16 protein-coding genes and 2 tRNA genes are annotated in these 16,640 nt (G+C 34.5%); 11 read left to right on the top strand and 7 right to left on the bottom strand.

Features of this window, described 5'->3' with window-relative positions; all coding sequences use genetic code 11:
- Positions 1-56: 56 nt before the first annotated feature.
- Entirely contained in the window at positions 57-1,817 is a 1,761-nt protein-coding gene (gene sppA / locus ACQ5J2_RS05985) for a signal peptide peptidase SppA (RefSeq protein WP_432672825.1), read from the bottom strand.
- 130 nt (positions 1,818-1,947) lie between these two features.
- Between sppA and folK the strand changes: the two genes are divergently transcribed.
- Positions 1,948-3,087 carry a 2-amino-4-hydroxy-6-hydroxymethyldihydropteridine diphosphokinase gene (gene folK, locus ACQ5J2_RS05990; RefSeq protein WP_432672826.1) on the top strand — a complete coding sequence of 380 codons (1,140 nt, stop codon included), beginning with the start codon at positions 1,948-1,950 and terminating at the stop codon, positions 3,085-3,087.
- Here folK and ACQ5J2_RS05995 read toward each other — a convergent pair.
- Together ACQ5J2_RS05995 and ACQ5J2_RS06000 are read right to left on the bottom strand one after the other, a co-directional pair.
- Positions 3,084-3,614, bottom strand: a complete 531-nt coding sequence (locus tag ACQ5J2_RS05995) for an RNA methyltransferase (protein WP_432672827.1) — start codon at positions 3,612-3,614, stop codon at positions 3,084-3,086. The two genes, folK and ACQ5J2_RS05995, sit on opposite strands and share 4 nt — an antisense overlap.
- Positions 3,615-3,685: 71 nt before the next feature.
- Complete coding sequence (locus ACQ5J2_RS06000; RefSeq protein ID WP_432672828.1) at positions 3,686-4,150, bottom strand: DUF1573 domain-containing protein; 465 nt, start codon at positions 4,148-4,150, stop codon at positions 3,686-3,688.
- A gap of 205 nt (positions 4,151-4,355) precedes the next feature.
- Here ACQ5J2_RS06000 and mutS point away from each other — a divergent pair, with 205 nt between their 5' ends.
- The 4 genes from mutS (at position 4,356) to ACQ5J2_RS06020 (ending at position 7,677) form a co-directional block, all read left to right on the top strand.
- The gene (mutS, locus tag ACQ5J2_RS06005; protein WP_432673274.1) at positions 4,356-6,923 is read left to right on the top strand and encodes a DNA mismatch repair protein MutS; all 2,568 of its coding nucleotides are present in this window, start codon (positions 4,356-4,358) and stop codon (positions 6,921-6,923) included.
- A 139-nt stretch (positions 6,924-7,062) separates the two neighbouring features.
- A tRNA-Gly gene (locus tag ACQ5J2_RS06010) sits at positions 7,063-7,135 on the top strand.
- Positions 7,136-7,146: 11 nt separating this feature from the next.
- Positions 7,147-7,232, top strand: a tRNA-Leu gene (locus ACQ5J2_RS06015).
- A 100-nt stretch (positions 7,233-7,332) separates the two neighbouring features.
- Entirely contained in the window at positions 7,333-7,677 is a 345-nt protein-coding gene (locus tag ACQ5J2_RS06020) for a DUF1508 domain-containing protein (protein WP_432672829.1), read from the top strand.
- 65 nt (positions 7,678-7,742) lie between these two features.
- Here the strand turns inward: ACQ5J2_RS06020 and ACQ5J2_RS06025 are convergent, their stop codons facing one another.
- From ACQ5J2_RS06025 to ACQ5J2_RS06040, 4 genes are all read right to left on the bottom strand, one after another.
- On the bottom strand, positions 7,743-7,946 hold the full coding sequence (locus ACQ5J2_RS06025; protein WP_432672830.1) for a hypothetical protein: 204 nt from the start codon (positions 7,944-7,946) through the stop codon (positions 7,743-7,745).
- Positions 7,947-8,117: 171 nt separating this feature from the next.
- Positions 8,118-10,307 (bottom strand): S46 family peptidase, encoded by a 2,190-nt coding sequence (locus ACQ5J2_RS06030; protein WP_432672831.1) that lies wholly within the window; start codon positions 10,305-10,307, stop codon positions 8,118-8,120.
- A gap of 120 nt (positions 10,308-10,427) precedes the next feature.
- Positions 10,428-10,877 (bottom strand): GNAT family N-acetyltransferase, encoded by a 450-nt coding sequence (locus ACQ5J2_RS06035; protein WP_432672832.1) that lies wholly within the window; start codon positions 10,875-10,877, stop codon positions 10,428-10,430.
- Entirely contained in the window at positions 10,874-12,103 is a 1,230-nt protein-coding gene (locus ACQ5J2_RS06040) for a 3-deoxy-D-manno-octulosonic acid transferase (protein WP_432672833.1), read from the bottom strand. The genes ACQ5J2_RS06035 and ACQ5J2_RS06040 overlap by 4 nt, the downstream gene beginning before the upstream one ends.
- Before the next feature lie 103 nt (positions 12,104-12,206).
- Between ACQ5J2_RS06040 and ACQ5J2_RS06045 the strand changes: the two genes are divergently transcribed.
- The 6 genes from ACQ5J2_RS06045 to ACQ5J2_RS06070 all read left to right on the top strand — a co-directional run bounded on the left by ACQ5J2_RS06045 (position 12,207) and on the right by ACQ5J2_RS06070 (position 16,635).
- Complete coding sequence (locus ACQ5J2_RS06045) at positions 12,207-13,340, top strand: DegT/DnrJ/EryC1/StrS family aminotransferase (protein WP_432672834.1); 1,134 nt, start codon at positions 12,207-12,209, stop codon at positions 13,338-13,340.
- A 3-nt stretch (positions 13,341-13,343) separates the two neighbouring features.
- Positions 13,344-13,781, top strand: coding sequence for a hypothetical protein (locus ACQ5J2_RS06050; protein WP_432672835.1), 438 nt, complete (start codon positions 13,344-13,346; stop codon positions 13,779-13,781).
- Positions 13,782-13,786: 5 nt separating this feature from the next.
- A complete protein-coding gene (galE, locus tag ACQ5J2_RS06055; protein ID WP_432672836.1) occupies positions 13,787-14,800 on the top strand; it encodes a UDP-glucose 4-epimerase GalE in 1,014 nt (337 codons plus the stop codon).
- A gap of 467 nt (positions 14,801-15,267) precedes the next feature.
- Positions 15,268-16,083: a DUF6261 family protein gene (locus ACQ5J2_RS06060; RefSeq protein ID WP_432672837.1), complete on the top strand. Its 816-nt coding sequence runs from the start codon at positions 15,268-15,270 to the stop codon at positions 16,081-16,083.
- A 52-nt stretch (positions 16,084-16,135) separates the two neighbouring features.
- On the top strand, positions 16,136-16,321 hold the full coding sequence (locus ACQ5J2_RS06065) for a hypothetical protein (RefSeq protein WP_432672838.1): 186 nt from the start codon (positions 16,136-16,138) through the stop codon (positions 16,319-16,321).
- Positions 16,309-16,635, top strand: a complete 327-nt coding sequence (locus ACQ5J2_RS06070) for a hypothetical protein (RefSeq protein ID WP_432672839.1) — start codon at positions 16,309-16,311, stop codon at positions 16,633-16,635. The genes ACQ5J2_RS06065 and ACQ5J2_RS06070 overlap by 13 nt, the downstream gene beginning before the upstream one ends.
- Positions 16,636-16,640 lie beyond the last annotated feature (5 nt).

The following is a 16,640-nucleotide window of genomic DNA, read 5'->3' on the forward strand; positions in this document are numbered from 1 at the left end:
AGCCAACTCATCTAACAAAATTAAATAAGTTGGCTTAATTATAACTATTTTTTTGGTTATTTTATAATTAACTCATACGGCATAACGGTTTGAATCCCACTTCTGTTCGAAATTTCTTTCACACGTTGCCAAATTTTGTAATTTTCTGTTCCAATTTCTTCCTCAATCAATGCTGCTTTTGACGATGCAAAAGGAAATCCGGCAAACATATCGGCAAAATCTTTATCAAATTCAGGGAAGTTTACGGTGCGGTATTCTTTAATTTTTGCCAATTTTGCGGCTTCTGCTAAAGCTTTATCCATACCACCAATTTCATCTACTAATCCAATTTTCAAAGCTTCAGCTCCCGTCCAAACTCTTCCTTGACCAATTTCGTCTACTTGTTCAAAAGTCATTTTACGACCAGTTGCAACACGGTTTACAAAAGTTTTGTAAATACGTTCGATACTTTCTTGTGTAAAAGCACGAAAATTATCCGTCAAAGGAACAAATGGACTGTAACTTGCAGAATTTGTATGCGTTGAAACCTGTTCCGTGTGAATTCCGATTTTTTCTGTCAAAGTAGAAAAGTTAGGTAACATTCCAAAAACTCCAATAGAGCCTGTAATTGTTGTGTTTTCTGCAAAAATTTTATCTGCATTACAAGCGATGTAATAACCTCCCGAAGCAGCAACATTTCCCATAGAAACGACCACTGGTTTTACTTTTTTAGTCAATTCTATTTCACGCCAAATCAATTCTGAAGTCAAAGCACTTCCACCTGGACTGTCAATTCTTAAAACAATTGCTTTAATATTTTTATTATCACGAGCCTCTTTCAAAGCACGATTCATTGATTTTTCTCCAATATAATTCACGTCACCTTCACCAGAACGAATTTCGCCTTGAGCGTAAATTACGGCAATTCTATTTTCCGAACTTTCGTTTTTTGGTTTTGTGTTGTTGTTCAAAGCGTAATCAACAACGTCTATTTTCTTGTAATCCTTGTCTTTTTCGACTTTCAATGCTTTCTTGATTCCAGCATGAAATTGGTCTTCGTAACCTATTTTGTCAATCAACTTTTCCGTTTTTGCCATCTCCGGCGTTCGAGCTAAAAGTCCATCAGCAACGATGTTTAGTTGTTCAATTGAAATTTTACGGGATGTTGCAATATCACTCACAATGCCGCTCCAAACCGAATTTAATAAAGCTGTAATTTGTTCGCGATTTGCATCACTCATATTATCAGAAATAAAGGGTTCAACGGCACTTTTATATTTTCCATGACGAATGACTTCCATTTTTACACCTGTTTTCTCTTGTAAATCTTTGAAAAACATCACTTCTGAAGACAAACCTTTGAAATCCATTTCCCCTAACGGATTCAAGTAAATCGTGTCCGCCACAGAATTCAAATAGTATTCTTTCTGTGAATATACATCCGCGTACGAAACAATAAACTTTCCTGATTTTTTAAAGCGGTTTAATTCGTCTCGTAACTCTTTCAATTGTGCCATTCCTAACATTGAGTAGTTATTGACAATTGTAATTCCTTTAATGTTGTCGTCCGTTTTTGCGTTTTCAATTGCGTTCAAAACTTCCGTGAATCCTACGCGATTTTCACCTTGAAATAGGGTTACTAACGGATCCGTGAATTTTCCTTTGTAATCACTTCCCACATTTTTTAAATTCAATTCGATAACTGAATTGTTTTCTACTTTCACAATTTCCGAATCACCACCGAAAATCACTCCGATAAAAATGATTCCGAAAACGAAAATCATGATAAATACAAACAATCCAACGATGGTTGCCAATACATTTCCTAAAAATCTCATATTCTTTTGCTTTTGTAGTAAGTCGGTTAAAGCCTTAATTTGTTACAGTTGAATTTGATTTTTTTAAAAATCAATTCTTGCGGTTGCTTTTTCCTTTTTTTAGAATTTGTTTTACTTAAATTTGCAATCTATGGAGGAACAAAATAAAATCGTTTTATCAATCGGAAGTAATCAAGGCGACCGAAAAAGTCTGATTCAGCAAGCGATTGACGCCATTAATCGGGAAGTAGCAACCGTTATTTCTGTTTCCAAATTATACGAATCGCCTTCATGGGGTTTTGAAAGTGAACCGTTTTATAATTGTGCAATTCTTATTCATACTTCAAAATCAGCATCAAAAATTTTGCAAAAAATTTTAAAAATTGAAAAAAAATTCGGGAGAATCCGTACGGATGAAAAAGGTTATAAATCTAGAAGTATTGATGTTGATATTATCAGTTGTAACGATGAAGTTATTGAGTCTAAAGACTTGAGTGTACCGCATCCTCATATGCAAAATAGATTATTTGTTTTGTTGCCAATGAACGATTTGCAAACCGATTTTATACATCCAGTTTCAGGAAAAAATGTTCATGAATTGCTAACTATTTGTCCCGATAAAGGGGAGTGTAAAGTGATAGATTCAATTGAAAATCCGTTTAAAAAAACGCAAATCAACAATTATAATTTCATAGCGATTGAAGGAAATATTGGAGCAGGAAAAACAACTTTAGCTCATAAAATTGCCGATGATTTCAATGCAAAAAAAATATTGGAACGATTTGCCGATAATCCTTTTTTACCTAAATTTTATAAAGACCAAGCTCGCTATGCTTTTCCGTTGGAAATGTCTTTTTTGGCGGATCGATACCAACAAATTTCAGATGATTTAGCGCAACTTGATTTATTTAAAGACTTCATCGTTGCCGATTATCACATTTTTAAATCGTTAATTTTTGCAAAAGTAACCGTTACAGAAGATGAGTTTCGATTGTACAGAAAGTTGTTTGAAATCATTTACAAGGAAATTCCAAAACCTGATTTGTATATTTATTTATACCAAAATACCGAGCGTCTTTTGCAAAACATCAAAAAACGCGGTAGAAGTTATGAACAAGAAATTCCATCCGAATATTTAGAGAAAATAAATCAGGGATACTTTGATTTTATCAAAACGCACCCCGATTTGAATATTTTAGTACTTGATGTCTCCGACAAAGATTTTGTCAAAAACCAATCCGATTATATTTTTATTTTGGAAGAAATAGATAAAGCACTTTCTAAAAATTAGGCTTTCAGTTGCTTGAATAAATCCCAAATTACAATTCCCGCACTTACGGAAATATTTAGCGAATGCTTCGTTCCCAATTGCGGAATTTCAATACATCCGTCACACAAAGCAACCGCTTCTTGCGAAACCCCGTAGACTTCATTTCCAAAAATCAAGGCATACGTTTTAGAAGCATCAGCAACAAATTCGTTTAATAAATAAGCTTGTTCCACTTGTTCAATAGCTAAAACAGTTACATTTTCGGATTGCAATTGTTTGATTACATCAATCACACTTTTATTGTGTTCCCAAGCCACAGTATCAGTCGCACCTAATGCTGTTTTCTGAATTTCTTTATGAGGAGGCGTTGCTGTAATGCCACACAAATATATTTTTTCAATTAAAAAAGCATCGGCTGTTCTAAAAACCGAACCGATATTGTGCAGGCTTCGGATGTCGTCCATAACAACTATCAAAGGAGTTTTTTCGGAAGTTTTAAAATCTTCAACTGATTTTCTTTCCAATTCAGAATTTTCTAATTTTCTCATTAGTGCATAGTTGATTTAACAAAAAAAAAGCTCCCCAAACAGGAAGCTTTTTTCATAAAATATTTTTTTAATTAGCTTTTAACTGCAGGAGTAGCTGGTGCAGGTTTAACATCTCCCTTAATAGTTAACACTTTTGAAGGAGTTGTTGTAGAGTTACTTGTTAAGGTAATCGTTTTAGTGAACGGTCCAGGACGATTAGTGTCGTATTTTACACCAATTGTTGCTGAAGCTCCAGGTGCGATTGGTTCTTTAGGCCAAGTTGGCACTGTACAACCACAAGATCCTTGTGCATTCATAATAACTAAAGGCTCCGTTCCATTATTTGTAAAAACGAATTCACGGTTACCATCAGATTTGTGCTCAATAGTACCATAATCCATTACATCATTTGTAAAATTCATTCCAGCTCCTTGCACTTTAGCTGCAACGGCTTTCGTAGTTTTTACTTTCATCGCTTTTTTTGAAGATTCTTGAGCAAAAGATCCAGAGAACGTCAAAAGCGCTACTGCTGAAAATAATAATATACCTTTTTTCATTTTAATAGAAATTTTAAAGTTTGATAATGACAAATTTATAGAAATAGAATGATATTGAGGGTTTTATTTTCTTAAAATTGAATTAAAATTTATATAGTACCGTTTTAAAGTTATAAAATTTTTAAATTCGCTAACTCAAATTTCATCAAAAATAAAAGTAAGAATCTTGAAACCAACAAAAAAAGAAGTCAAAGAAACTCCGTTAATGAAGCAATACAACGATATTAAAAAAAAATATCCCGATGCTTGTTTGCTTTTTCGAGTTGGTGATTTTTACGAAACTTTTGGTGAAGACGCCGTTCGTGCTTCTAAAATACTGGGAATCGTATTGACAAAACGAGGAGCAGGTTCTGAAACTGAAACGGCTTTGGCGGGTTTTCCGCATCATTCTTTGAATACCTATTTGCCAAAATTAGTAAAAGCTGGACTTCGAGTTGCAATTTGTGACCAGTTGGAAGACCCAAAAATGACAAAAACTATTGTAAAACGTGGAGTAACTGAGCTGGTAACTCCAGGTGTTTCGATGAACGATGAAGTTTTACATTCAAAGTCAAATAACTTTTTAGCTTCGATTTATTTTGGTAAAAAAAATATTGGAGTCGCTTTTCTAGATGTTTCTACAGGTGAATTTTTGACAGCTCAAGGAAATGAAGAATACATTGACAAGTTACTACAAAACTTTAATCCAAGTGAAGTTTTGGTGCCGAAAGTAAATAAGGCAGATTTTAAATCCACTTTTGGCGAAGATTTTCATGTGTTTTATCTGGAAGATTGGATTTACAAGGAAGAATATGCGTTTGAATTATTGACGAATCATTTTCAAACCAATTCGTTGAAAGGTTTTGGAATTGAGGATTTACAAGAGGGAATTATCGCTTCAGGAGCTGCAATGTTTTATTTATCGGAAACGCAACATAATAAAAGACAGCATATTTCAACTTTACAGCGAATTGCAGAAGATGCTTACGTTTGGATGGACCGTTTTACAATTCGAAATTTAGAATTGTATCACAGTTACAATCCCAATGCCGTTACACTTCTGGATGTTATTGACAAAACGATTTCACCAATGGGAAGTCGACTTTTAAAACGTTGGTTGGCTTTGCCTTTGAAAGATATGAAAGCGATTCAAAAGCGCCACCAAGTGGTAACTTATTTGAAAGAAAATAAAGATTTACTCAAAAACATTCAATATCAAATCAAGCAAATTTCTGATTTAGAACGGTTGATTTCTAAAATTGCAGCGGGAAAAGTAAGTCCGCGTGAAATTATTTATTTGAATGATTCGCTAGATGCTATCATTCCGATTAAGAAAATAGCTTTAGAAAGCAAAAATGAAGCGGTAAAAATAATTGGTGACAGTTTGCACAGTTGTGATTTGCTTCGTGAGAAAATTAAAAGCACGTTAAATAAAGATGCACCAGTTGCTTTAGCAAAAGGAAATGCAATTGCAAAAGGAGTAAATGCTGAATTAGATGAATTACGAGCGATTTCAACGTCAGGAAAAGACTATTTGGATGGAATTGAAAAACGCGAATCACAACGGACGGGAATTTCTTCGTTGAAGATTGCGTTCAATAATGTCTTTGGGTATTATATCGAAGTGCGAAATAGTCATAAAGACAAAGTCCCTTCGGAATGGATTCGGAAGCAAACTTTAGTCAATGCCGAACGATATATTACGGAAGAGTTAAAGGAATACGAAACTAAAATTCTTGGTGCTGAAGAAAAAATACAAAAATTAGAGTCTGAACTTTTTGAGCAATTAGTGGTTTGGATTTCTACGTATATAAAACCTGTTCAATTAAACGCAAATTTGATTGCACAATTGGATTGCTTGACGTCTTTTACGCAATTAGCGATTGAAAACAAATACGTGTGTCCAGATTTAGATGATAGTTTTGAACTGGAAATTAAAAATGGACGTCATCCCGTTATTGAAAAACAATTGCCAATAGGAACTCCCTACATTGCAAACGATTTATTTCTGGATAGAGAAACCCAGCAGTTAATTATGATTACAGGTCCAAATATGTCTGGTAAATCAGCTATTTTGAGGCAAACGGCTTTGATTGTGCTGTTGGCTCAAATGGGTTGTTTTGTTCCTGCTGAATCGGTACGAATGGGTATTGTTGATAAAATATTCACTAGAGTAGGAGCGTCCGATAATATTTCAATGGGTGAATCTACTTTTATGGTAGAAATGAACGAGACGGCTTCCATTTTGAATAATATTTCTGATAGAAGCTTGGTTCTTTTAGACGAAATTGGTCGAGGAACAAGTACGTACGACGGAATTTCAATCGCTTGGGCAATCGCCGAATATTTACACGAACATCCCTCAAAGCCAAAAACATTATTTGCTACACATTATCACGAACTGAATGAAATGTCCGAAATTTTTGGACGCATCCAAAACCATAATGTTTCCGTTAAAGAATTAAAAGACAATGTGCTTTTTCTACGAAAATTGGTTAAAGGAGGAAGCGCTCATAGTTTTGGTATTCACGTGGCGAAAATGGCTGGAATGCCGCAAACGGTTATCCTTCGTGCTCAAAAAATATTAAAAAAATTAGAAAAAAATCATTCTTCGGGTGCTTTAGACAGTGTAAAAAACGAATCCCAAGAAATGCAAATGAGTTTTTTCAATCTTGATGACCCATTATTAGAAGAAATCAAAGAAGAGATTTTAAATATTGACATCAATACGTTGACCCCCGTTGAAGCATTGATGAAATTGAATGAAATTAAAAGGATGTTGATTAAAAAGTAATTTGTAAAAACTACATTTTCAGAACTTTAGAAATTAGATAAAAAATAATTCTAAAAAACGTTTGCATAGGTAAATAAAAGTGCTACATTTGCACCCGCATCACAGTAATAGTGGAGCGAGTTCTTTAAGATTTTGAAACGCGAAAATAGCTCAGTTGGTAGAGCGCGACCTTGCCAAGGTCGAGGTCGCGGGTTCGAGCCCCGTTTTTCGCTCAACAATAAACGCTCGGATGGTGAAATTGGTAGACACGCTGGACTTAAAATCCAGTGAACAGCAATGTTCGTGCGGGTTCAAGTCCCGCTCTGAGTACTAAAGCTCGTAATGAAAATTACGAGCTTTTTTTTGCTTTAAAGTGAAATTTCGTCGTAATGTGTTATTTTAACTTCTAATCTAAAATTATTCATAATAAATGGGCGCTTTTGTTATTTCTAAAAGACACAACGACGAATATAAATTTGTGTACACTTCACGCAAAGGTAAAATTGTGTTCAGTAGTAAATCGTACGAACTTAAAATGTATTGTGAGGAAGATATTGAACTTATAAAAGCAAACGCAGAAAAAGCACAGTGCTTAAAATTTAAAGCTTCCAATGGGACGTTTTTTTATAAACTGATGATTGACGACAAAGAGTTTGCAAAAAGCAGGAAGTTCAATACCGAATTGCGATTGGCAAAGGGGATCGCTGAAGTAGCGCTATATGTTTCCAAAGCGGAAGTGCTGGATTTTTCTGGGGCTCCGGTTTTTATAGATTAATTTTTAAATTTTAAGCAAAAAAAAACCCCGCTAAAAGCGAGGTTAATTTTTTCTGTAATTTAAAATTACTGAGCTACTTCAGTTGTAGTTTCAGTAGTTGTTTCAACAGCCATAGTGTCAACAGAAACTTCTGTAGTTTCAGTTACTGGAACTTCAACTTCTGTTGTAGTTTCTTCAACTGTAGTTTCCTCAGTTGCTGCATCTTTACAAGATACGAAAGAAACGCTTAATGCTACTACTAATGCTAAACTTAAAAATACTTTTTTCATCTTACTTTTTATAAAAGGTTAATTATTAATTCGATGCAAAGATATAAATTTTTTGATATGATAATTTCTTTTTGGAAAATTTTTTAAAAAAAATAAATATCTCTTCAACGTCAAAATGATTTACAATTACTGTGCCACAAACACAAAAGCTTAAAGAAAACTTAAATAAAGTTAATTCTTCTTCTTTTTATTTTTAATCTTCTGTTTTTTAGAGGATTGCTTTTTGTTTTTTGGATGAACTAATTTCATTTCGTCAATCAAGTTTTTCGCTCCTGCATATTTATCAATGATGAATAATACATATCGCATGTCTACCATTATGTTTCTGCAGATGGCTGGGTCGTAATAAATGTCACTCATTGTACCTTCCCATACTCGATCGAAGTTCAAGCCTATCAAATTTCCGTGAGCATCAATCGCTGGACTTCCAGAATTTCCACCCGTTGTGTGATTGGTTCCAATAAAGTTTACAGGCATTTTACCGTTTTCACCGTAAGGACCAAAATCTTTCGCATTATACAATTCAATTAGTTTAGAAGAGACATCAAACTCATAATCGCCTGGTATGTATTTTTCAATCACACCGCCCAAATAAGTAACAGGCTCGTAAGCTACTGCATCTCTAGGATTGTAACCTTTCACTTTACCATACGTCACACGAAGCGTACTGTTTGCATCTGGAAAAATACGAGCATCTTTGTTTAATTCTAATTGTGCTTTCATATACGTTCTTTGCAACGCATTCAATTCGGTGTTGATGGCATCGTACTTTGGGTTGACCTCTTTCAAAAATGCATCACTTAATGCTTTTATCAACTGATAACCTTTGTCGTTGTTCAGGTTTTTCAAAACGGTTTGGGTATCACCATCCAGTAATTCTTTTACACCGTCATACGTTGTCATTTTCGAAGTGCCATAAACATCAGCAGTTAATTTTGTAATGTTTGTATTCTTTAAATCAGCAGGAATGAATTGTTGAGGTGATTTATTTAAATATAAATCAATCAGTTGTTCAAACACTTTTTCGTCCACTTGTACATTGAAATCTTTGTAGAACTCACCTAAGCCATCGCGCAAATTGTTTTTTCTATCTGTAAACGCTTGGTCACCTCGCGTGCTTTGAATTTGTTCCAATTGGTATAATTTGAATCCCAATCCCATTAATTCAGTATTCCGCAACATAACTTCCAAGAAATAATCGCGACTCAACGCGTACGGCAAAATTTCGTTGTAATTTTTTTCGAAATCAGCTAATAAGTTTCCGTATTCTGCTTGTTTTCCAGCTTTAACCACTTTTTGCTGAAAAGCTTTTTCTTGGTCTCTTTTTACTTGAACAGCATTAGACTTTGTTAAACCTTGTGTTTCTCCAATCCATTTTTTCCAATAATTGGCAATTCCTGCATATTTAGAAGCATACTGAATTTTGATTGCTTTGTCTTTTCGCATAAATCCGTCCGTTACTTTTAATGCACGGTCACGAATTTCAATTTTAGCCGGATTTGATTCGTTTACTATTTGCTCTACTGCAACTGCCGGTAAATATTCTGTAGTTCGTCCTGGATAACCAAAAACCAATGTAAAATCATCTTCTGAAACTCCGTCAAGCGAAATTGGTAAAAAGTGTTTTGGAGTATATGGAACGTTGTCTTTTGAATAATCGGCTGGAAGGTTGTTTTTATCAGCATAAATTCTAAAAAGCGAAAAATCTCCCGTATGTCTTGGCCAAACCCAGTTGTCCGTGTCTGAACCAAATTTTCCAATAGAACTTGGTGGTGCACCAACCAATCGAATGTCGGTGTACGATTCTGTTACAAAAAGCATGTATTGATTTCCTTCGTAAAATGTACGGATTTTGATTCCTTGGTAGCTTTCTTTAGTATACGATTTGTTCAGATTTGAAATATTTTCTTGAATCTTTTTCTGCTTTTCAGCTTCAGAAGTCAACATTTCAACACCAGAAAGAATTTGAGTAGTAACGTCTTCAATTTTCACAATGAATGTAACTTCCAAATCTTTGTTTGGTAATTCATCTTCTTTTTTCATTGCCCAAAAACCGTCTTGTAAATAGTTGTTTTCAACCGTAGAATGCGCTTGGATTTCTCCAAAACCACAGTGGTGATTGGTTAATAAAAGTCCTTGCGAAGAAATAACTTCAGCCGTACAACCTCCGTTAAATTGAGGAACGGCATCTTTCAAGCTTGATTTATTGACATCATAAATGTCAGATGCCGACATTTTCATGCCTAAATTTTTCATTTCTGTTTCGTTCATTCCCTCTAATAAAGAAGGAATCCACATTCCGCCTTGTTGGGCTTGCATTTGAACGACGAAAAATAATAAGAGTAATTTTAAAAATTTCATGTGTACTGTTTTAGTAAAAGATAAAATAGGTTTTAATAAAAACGAAAAAACACTTCGTTTTAGACGAAATGTTCGGCAATATACTATTTAAACTGCTTAAAAATGCAGATTTAACATTTTTTAGGGCTTTGGCTTAAGTTGCATTAATTGGCGGTTGTGAACGATAAAGTTCCCTGACAAATACAGTTTTTTAGCTACCGCATTATGCGATTCAATCTCTAAATAAATAATTTTTAACTCTTTTTGAAGTGCTTGGTCGTGGATAAATTCCAATGTTATTTTGCCAATTCCTTTGCCTCTCGCTTTTTCATTCAAATACAGTTCGTCTAGAAATGCAATTCGACCTTGGTACTCAAAACTAAAAATATAGGTTAGAATTACATAACCAACAATAACTTCATCATGCAAAATCAACCAGCATTGTCCGAGATTTTCATCGTCAATAAAGGTTTTAAATAATTTCTTAGTAGTTTCGGGTTGAATTGGGTAATTGTCAATAGCGTAAAAATCTTGCATCATCGCAACAATTAGTTCAATATCCGATTCTTTTAAAGTGTGAAATTCAATCATAAAATTCCTTTTAAAATAATTTCAGTTGCATTTTTATTCATTTGCACGAAAGTGCTACAAATATGTCCTTTTTCTGCGCGAATGTCATCATTTTGAATTAAACTTTCAAAGGCTTCGTTCAATTCAATTTGATTTGAAATTGAAACACAACCTTCCATATTTACTAATGCGGTAGCTTCTGCAAAATGAGAATAATTCGGCCCGATGATAATTGGAATGCCAAAAGTAGCTGGCTCTAAAATATTATGGACTCCAGGATTTCCAAAACCGCCACCAACATAAGCAATATCGGCATAAGAATAAATTTTTGTCAAAATTCCGATGGTGTCGACAATAAATACTTCGGCCTTAGCTAAATCAGCATTTTCTTTGTCGGAAAAAAGCACGGTTTTTCTCGTAATACTTTCCTTCAATTCCTGAATCTGAACCTGCTTAATATTGTGTGGAGCAATGATAAATTTCAGGCGGAACTTATTTTCATTGATAAATTTAACAAGTAATTCTTCGTCTTTTGGCCATGAACTTCCCACAACCACAGTCATTGTATCGTTTTTGAATTTTTCAATAAAGTCCAACGAATTGTCTTTTTCTAAAATCGATGCTACACGGTCAAAACGTGTATCGCCTGAAACAGTAACATTGGACTTTTTTAATTTCAATAAAAGTTCTTTGGAAGAAGAATTCTGTACAAAAAAGTGATGAAATGCATCTAACGCTTTTCTATAAAATCCCCCGTACCATTTAAAAAATAATTGATTGCTTCTAAAAATTCCGGAGATTAAATAAGTAGGCGTTTGTTTCTTTTTTAATTCATTCAAGTAATTGGGCCAATATTCGTATTTGATAAAAAACGCCATTTCAGGATGCACGATTTCGATAAATTGCTTTGCGTTTTTTGGTGTGTCAAGAGGCAAATAAACTATGATATCAGCCGCTTTAGATTTCTTGCGAACTTCATAACCCGAAGGCGAAAAAAAAGTTAGAACAATCTTATGATTTGGAAACCGACTTTTCATTTGTTCCATAACAGGCAAGCCTTGTTCATATTCGCCCAAAGAAGCGGCATGGAACCAAATGCATTTATCTGTCGCAGAAATCTGATTTTTCAATTTGCTAAAAACTTCTTTTCGTCCATCGACAAATAGTTTTATTTTGGGACTAAACAGGGCAATTATATTTAACAGAAACGAAGCAAGGCGGACGACAAGGTTATAAAGCAGATGCATTTTTTGAAATTTTATCAGGCTAAATTACATTACTTTACCTTAATTTCATTGAAAGGAAGTATTAAATTGTTATTTTTGCTTGATTTTAAATCGTACTCATAAGATGAAAAAAATTCAAATGGTTGACCTAAAAGGTCAATATGAAAAAATAAAAGAAACCGTAAATGCTTCGATTCAAACGGTTTTAGATACGAATACTTACATTAACGGACCTGAAGTGCATGCTTTTCAGAAAAATTTGGAAACCTATTTGGACGTTAAACATGTGATTCCTTGTGCCAATGGTACCGATGCGTTGCAAATTGCAATGATGGGACTTGGTTTGCAGCCCGGAGACGAAGTGATTACTGCTGATTTTACCTTTGCTGCAACGGTGGAAGTGATTGCTTTATTGCAATTAACGCCTGTTTTGGTTGATGTGGATTTGGTAAACATGAACATTTCGCTTGACGCCATTAAAAAAGCGATTACGCCAAAAACTAAAGCAATTGTTCCGGTACATTTATTTGGTCGTGCCGCGAATATGGATGCAATCATGGACCTTGCAAACGAACATAATTTATTTGTAATTGAAGATAATGCCCAAGCTATTGGCGCTAATTACACCAACTCAAAAGGCGAGAAACAAAAAGTAGGAACCATCGGACATGTAGGTTCAACTTCTTTTTTTCCATCTAAAAATTTAGGTTGTTATGGCGATGGTGGAGCAATTTTTACCAATGACGATGCTTTGGCTCACACGATTCGTGGCATTGTAAATCACGGGATGTATGTTCGTTATCACCACGATGTTGTGGGTGTAAATTCCAGATTGGACAGTATGCAAGCGGCTGTTTTAAATGCTAAATTGCCTTTGTTAGACGAATACAATGCAGCCCGTCAAAATGCAGCACGAAAATATTCTAAAGCTTTTGAAGGACATAAAAATATTGTTGCACCAATGATTTGCGACGTTTGTGATTGCCACGTTTTTCACCAGTATACGTTGCGAATTGTGGATGCGGATAGAGATGCGTTGATGCAGCATTTACTAGACCACGAGATTCCTTGTGCCATTTATTACCCAATTCCGCTTCACAGTCAGAAGGCTTATAAGGATTCGCGTTACAAAGAAGAGGATTTTCCCGTAACAAATCAGTTGATTCAAGAAGTGATTTCATTGCCAATGCATACAGAATTAGACGATGAACAGATAACTTTTATCACGCAAACAATGTTGAACTATTTTAGAAAATAAGTGATGGAAAAAACAGCAAAGAAAAAAATCATAGTTCAGGGGATTATTTTTGTAATCAGTTTTGGAATTGCATTTTTTGGCGCAAACTATTTTTTTTCTAAAAAGAAGGAAACGCCAAATGCCATGTTGGTTGAAGCATCAAAAGAAATGAATCAAAGTATGCCAAAAATGGTAGATGCAGCAACGCGATTGGACAGTACTTCGGTTGAAAGTTCGACGCTAAACTATCATTATACGTTGATAAATGTGGTTAAAGACAGTTCAGACATGGACTTTGATTTGGTAAAACAAACGATGACGGCAAAGGCCCAAGAAAATTTGGATACCAATACGGCAATGAAAGAGTATCGAGAAAATGGTGTTTCTTTACACTATATTTTTAAGGATAAAGACCAAAATGAGATATTTGATTACACTGTAAAACACCAAAACCAAAAATAATATTTATGAAAGTACTTGTAACAGGAGGATTAGGGTTTATAGGCTCTCACACGGTTGTTGAGCTGCAAAACGAAGGTTTTGAAGTAGTAATTATTGATAACCTATCGAATTCTTCAGAAGAAGTTTTGGTGGGTATTGAGAATATTTCGAAGAAGAAACCACTTTTTGAAAAGATGGATTTACGTGAGAAAAAAGCCGTTCAAGCTTTCTTTGAAAAGCACAACGACATCAATGGCGTGATTCACTTTGCGGCTTCAAAAGCAGTGGGAGAAAGCGTCGAAAATCCGTTGTTGTATTATGAAAACAACATCAATACATTGGTTTACGTATTGCAAGAATTACAGAAAAAAGAGGAGGCAAGTTTTATTTTTAGCTCTTCCTGTACCGTTTACGGTCAAGCCGAAAAAATGCCGATAACGGAAGATGCTGCCGTGCAAATGGCTATGTCGCCTTACGGAAATACGAAGCAAATTGGCGAAGAAATCATTACCGAAGTGGCTAAAGTTTCGAATATTAAGTCTATTTTACTGCGTTATTTTAACCCAATTGGAGCACATCCGTCGGCTGAAATTGGCGAATTGCCTATTGGTGTGCCGCAAAATTTAGTGCCGTTTATTACTCAAACGGCGATGGGTTTGCGTAATCAATTAGCCGTATATGGCGACGATTATCCTACGACTGATGGAACTGCCGTTCGGGATTACATTCACGTTGTAGATTTGGCGAAAGCCCACGTCATAGCTTTGAAACGCTTGCTGGACAACAAAAATAGCGACAAAGTAGAAACATTTAATTTAGGAACTGGAACAGGAAGTTCAGTTCTGGAAGTGATAAATGCTTTCGAGAAAGTTTCGCAAGAAAAATTGAATTATAAAATTGTGGGTAGGAGAGAAGGCGATATTACTTCGGCTTATGCCAATACCGACAAAGCCAACACTGTATTGGGCTGGAAGGCACAATCAACGCTTGAGGAAAGCTTGGCAAGTGCATGGAAATGGGAACAAAAAATTAGGTCCTAAGCACTGTTTTTAATCCATAAAAGCTAAAACTTTAAGTCATTTAAGTCGTTTTTAGAACGCAATATGAAAGGCATCACTCACATGGTGCCTTTTTTAATTGAACAATACTTATTTTTTGACTATCAAATTTATAATCAATTTAGAAATTTTGTATTTTATCTGAAATGAAAAGTATTCTATATAAATACAAAGTATTTTTAGTAAAATACAATATGATTTCAATAATTACTATGTACTTTAATTGAATATATATCTAATTAAAAATAATACTTCCTATCTAATTAGAAAATAATTTATTTAAATAAAAAAACATTGTACTTTGATTGAAGTAATTTGTTTTTAAATGAACAACTAATTTTTTTATTCAAAATAATTATTTTTTATAAAAATGTATTAATTTAGTATTCCATTAGAATAAGCAGGACAATTACAAAGCATTATTTGATTTAATTTTTAAAAAATTGAGTATGAAAAAGTATCCTATAAATGTGGCACGGTTGCAAATGGTAGAGTCGGGACAGTTTATTCGTCGTTTTACTCTTGATTTTAAAAATTCAGGCTTAGATGCTGCAACCGACGTAGAATTTAAGTCGCAATTAGACGATTTAGAAACGCAGCTACCCGGTTATATTGATGCATTGCTGCAAATTAGAGCCAAAGAGGAAAGCAACAGCTTAAAAAAATTAAATACCGTTAGAAACCAAAAGTTTTCAACCGTTCGGAGAGCGATTCGGGTATATGAATACTCCGATGATGCCATTGAAAAAGAAGCCTACAGCAGATTGGCTATCATCTTAAATACCTTCAAACATTTAGACAAAGCGAATTATGAAGCTAAAAGTCTTGGCATCACCCTTTTCATAAAAGACCTTCGAAATGCTAAAAATGATGCATTAAATGTCTTGCATTTGAGCCCCATAGTGGATAAACTAGAGGTTGCCAACGCCAATTTTAAAACTACTTTTGACACCCGTTCTGCCACTACAATTTCTAAGGTAAAATACGATTCGAAAGCCTTGCGAAATGCAATTTTTGAAACCTATAAAGACCTTGCAGGCTATATTCTATTGATGGCTAAGCGTAAAAACACTCCCTTTTATAGCACTTTATTGAGCGTCCTTAATTCCGGCAGGGACTATTATGCTGATATTTTGGCACGTAGGGAAGGCGTCAATAAAAAACACAAAATGATGCAGAAAAATGAATTGGAAAGAAGTGAAGAGGAGGTGCAAGAAGCCGTTATTGAGGAAGCCGTTTTGGATAACGAAGCGTTGCAGTCTTAAAATAATTATAGTCTCCGCTTAATTTTTTATCTTTGAATATAATTTTTATGCGATGAAAGACGAAAACATAAATAAAAAAGAAGTTTCAGAACCCAAAACGGAATATGAAACCCCCAAAACGACTCAAGGAATTGGGAAGGATTTTGATTTTGAAAAGGAGTTAGCCAAAGGCTTGACTATTGATGAAGCTAAAGCTGAAATGCACCGAAGAATAAGTAAATGGGATTGGAAAAAGTAACTTTCTCACCTACATTTCTGGATGAAATGGAGCATTTGGTTTTTGTTTTATACAAGGAAAATTACTTTAGTTATCAAAGTAACGCGATTTTTTATGTTGATGCAATTTTTGGTTTTGTTAAAAAAAGTATTCACACTTTTCCACACAAATCAACTCCAAACCCTTTGCTTTATCTGGGTTCAAACTACATTTTCTACAAATCAAATGCCCGAACCACTTGGTTTATTTTCTTTGAACATTTCGATGAACACTATTTTATCACAGGAATACTGAACAACCATTGCGAAGAAGCACGGTTTATTGGAACAAATTGAAAAAT

The sequence above is a fragment of the Flavobacterium sp. SM2513 genome, from assembly GCF_050908145.1.
Lineage (GTDB): Bacteria > Bacteroidota > Bacteroidia > Flavobacteriales > Flavobacteriaceae > Flavobacterium.

Bases quoted from the DNA above. Each gene is read 5' to 3' on its own strand.
- ACQ5J2_RS06025 (WP_432672830.1), bottom strand. From the start codon at position 7,946: ATGAAAAAAGTATTTTTAAGTTTAGCATTAGTAGTAGCATTAAGCGTT.
- ACQ5J2_RS06050 (WP_432672835.1), top strand. From the start codon at position 13,344: ATGGAAAAAACAGCAAAGAAAAAAATCATAGTTCAGGGGATTATTTTT.
- sppA (WP_432672825.1), bottom strand. From the start codon at position 1,817: ATGAGATTTTTAGGAAATGTATTGGCAACCATCGTTGGATTGTTTGTA.
- ACQ5J2_RS06065 (WP_432672838.1), top strand. From the start codon at position 16,136: ATGAAAGACGAAAACATAAATAAAAAAGAAGTTTCAGAACCCAAAACG.
- ACQ5J2_RS06045 (WP_432672834.1), top strand. From the start codon at position 12,207: ATGAAAAAAATTCAAATGGTTGACCTAAAAGGTCAATATGAAAAAATA.
- mutS (WP_432673274.1), top strand. From the start codon at position 4,356: ATGAAGCAATACAACGATATTAAAAAAAAATATCCCGATGCTTGTTTG.
- galE (WP_432672836.1), top strand. From the start codon at position 13,787: ATGAAAGTACTTGTAACAGGAGGATTAGGGTTTATAGGCTCTCACACG.
- ACQ5J2_RS05995 (WP_432672827.1), bottom strand. From the start codon at position 3,614: ATGAGAAAATTAGAAAATTCTGAATTGGAAAGAAAATCAGTTGAAGAT.
- ACQ5J2_RS06000 (WP_432672828.1), bottom strand. From the start codon at position 4,150: ATGAAAAAAGGTATATTATTATTTTCAGCAGTAGCGCTTTTGACGTTC.
- ACQ5J2_RS06020 (WP_432672829.1), top strand. From the start codon at position 7,333: ATGGGCGCTTTTGTTATTTCTAAAAGACACAACGACGAATATAAATTT.
- folK (WP_432672826.1), top strand. From the start codon at position 1,948: ATGGAGGAACAAAATAAAATCGTTTTATCAATCGGAAGTAATCAAGGC.
- ACQ5J2_RS06030 (WP_432672831.1), bottom strand. From the start codon at position 10,307: ATGAAATTTTTAAAATTACTCTTATTATTTTTCGTCGTTCAAATGCAA.
- ACQ5J2_RS06040 (WP_432672833.1), bottom strand. From the start codon at position 12,103: ATGCATCTGCTTTATAACCTTGTCGTCCGCCTTGCTTCGTTTCTGTTA.
- ACQ5J2_RS06060 (WP_432672837.1), top strand. From the start codon at position 15,268: ATGAAAAAGTATCCTATAAATGTGGCACGGTTGCAAATGGTAGAGTCG.
- ACQ5J2_RS06035 (WP_432672832.1), bottom strand. From the start codon at position 10,877: ATGATTGAATTTCACACTTTAAAAGAATCGGATATTGAACTAATTGTT.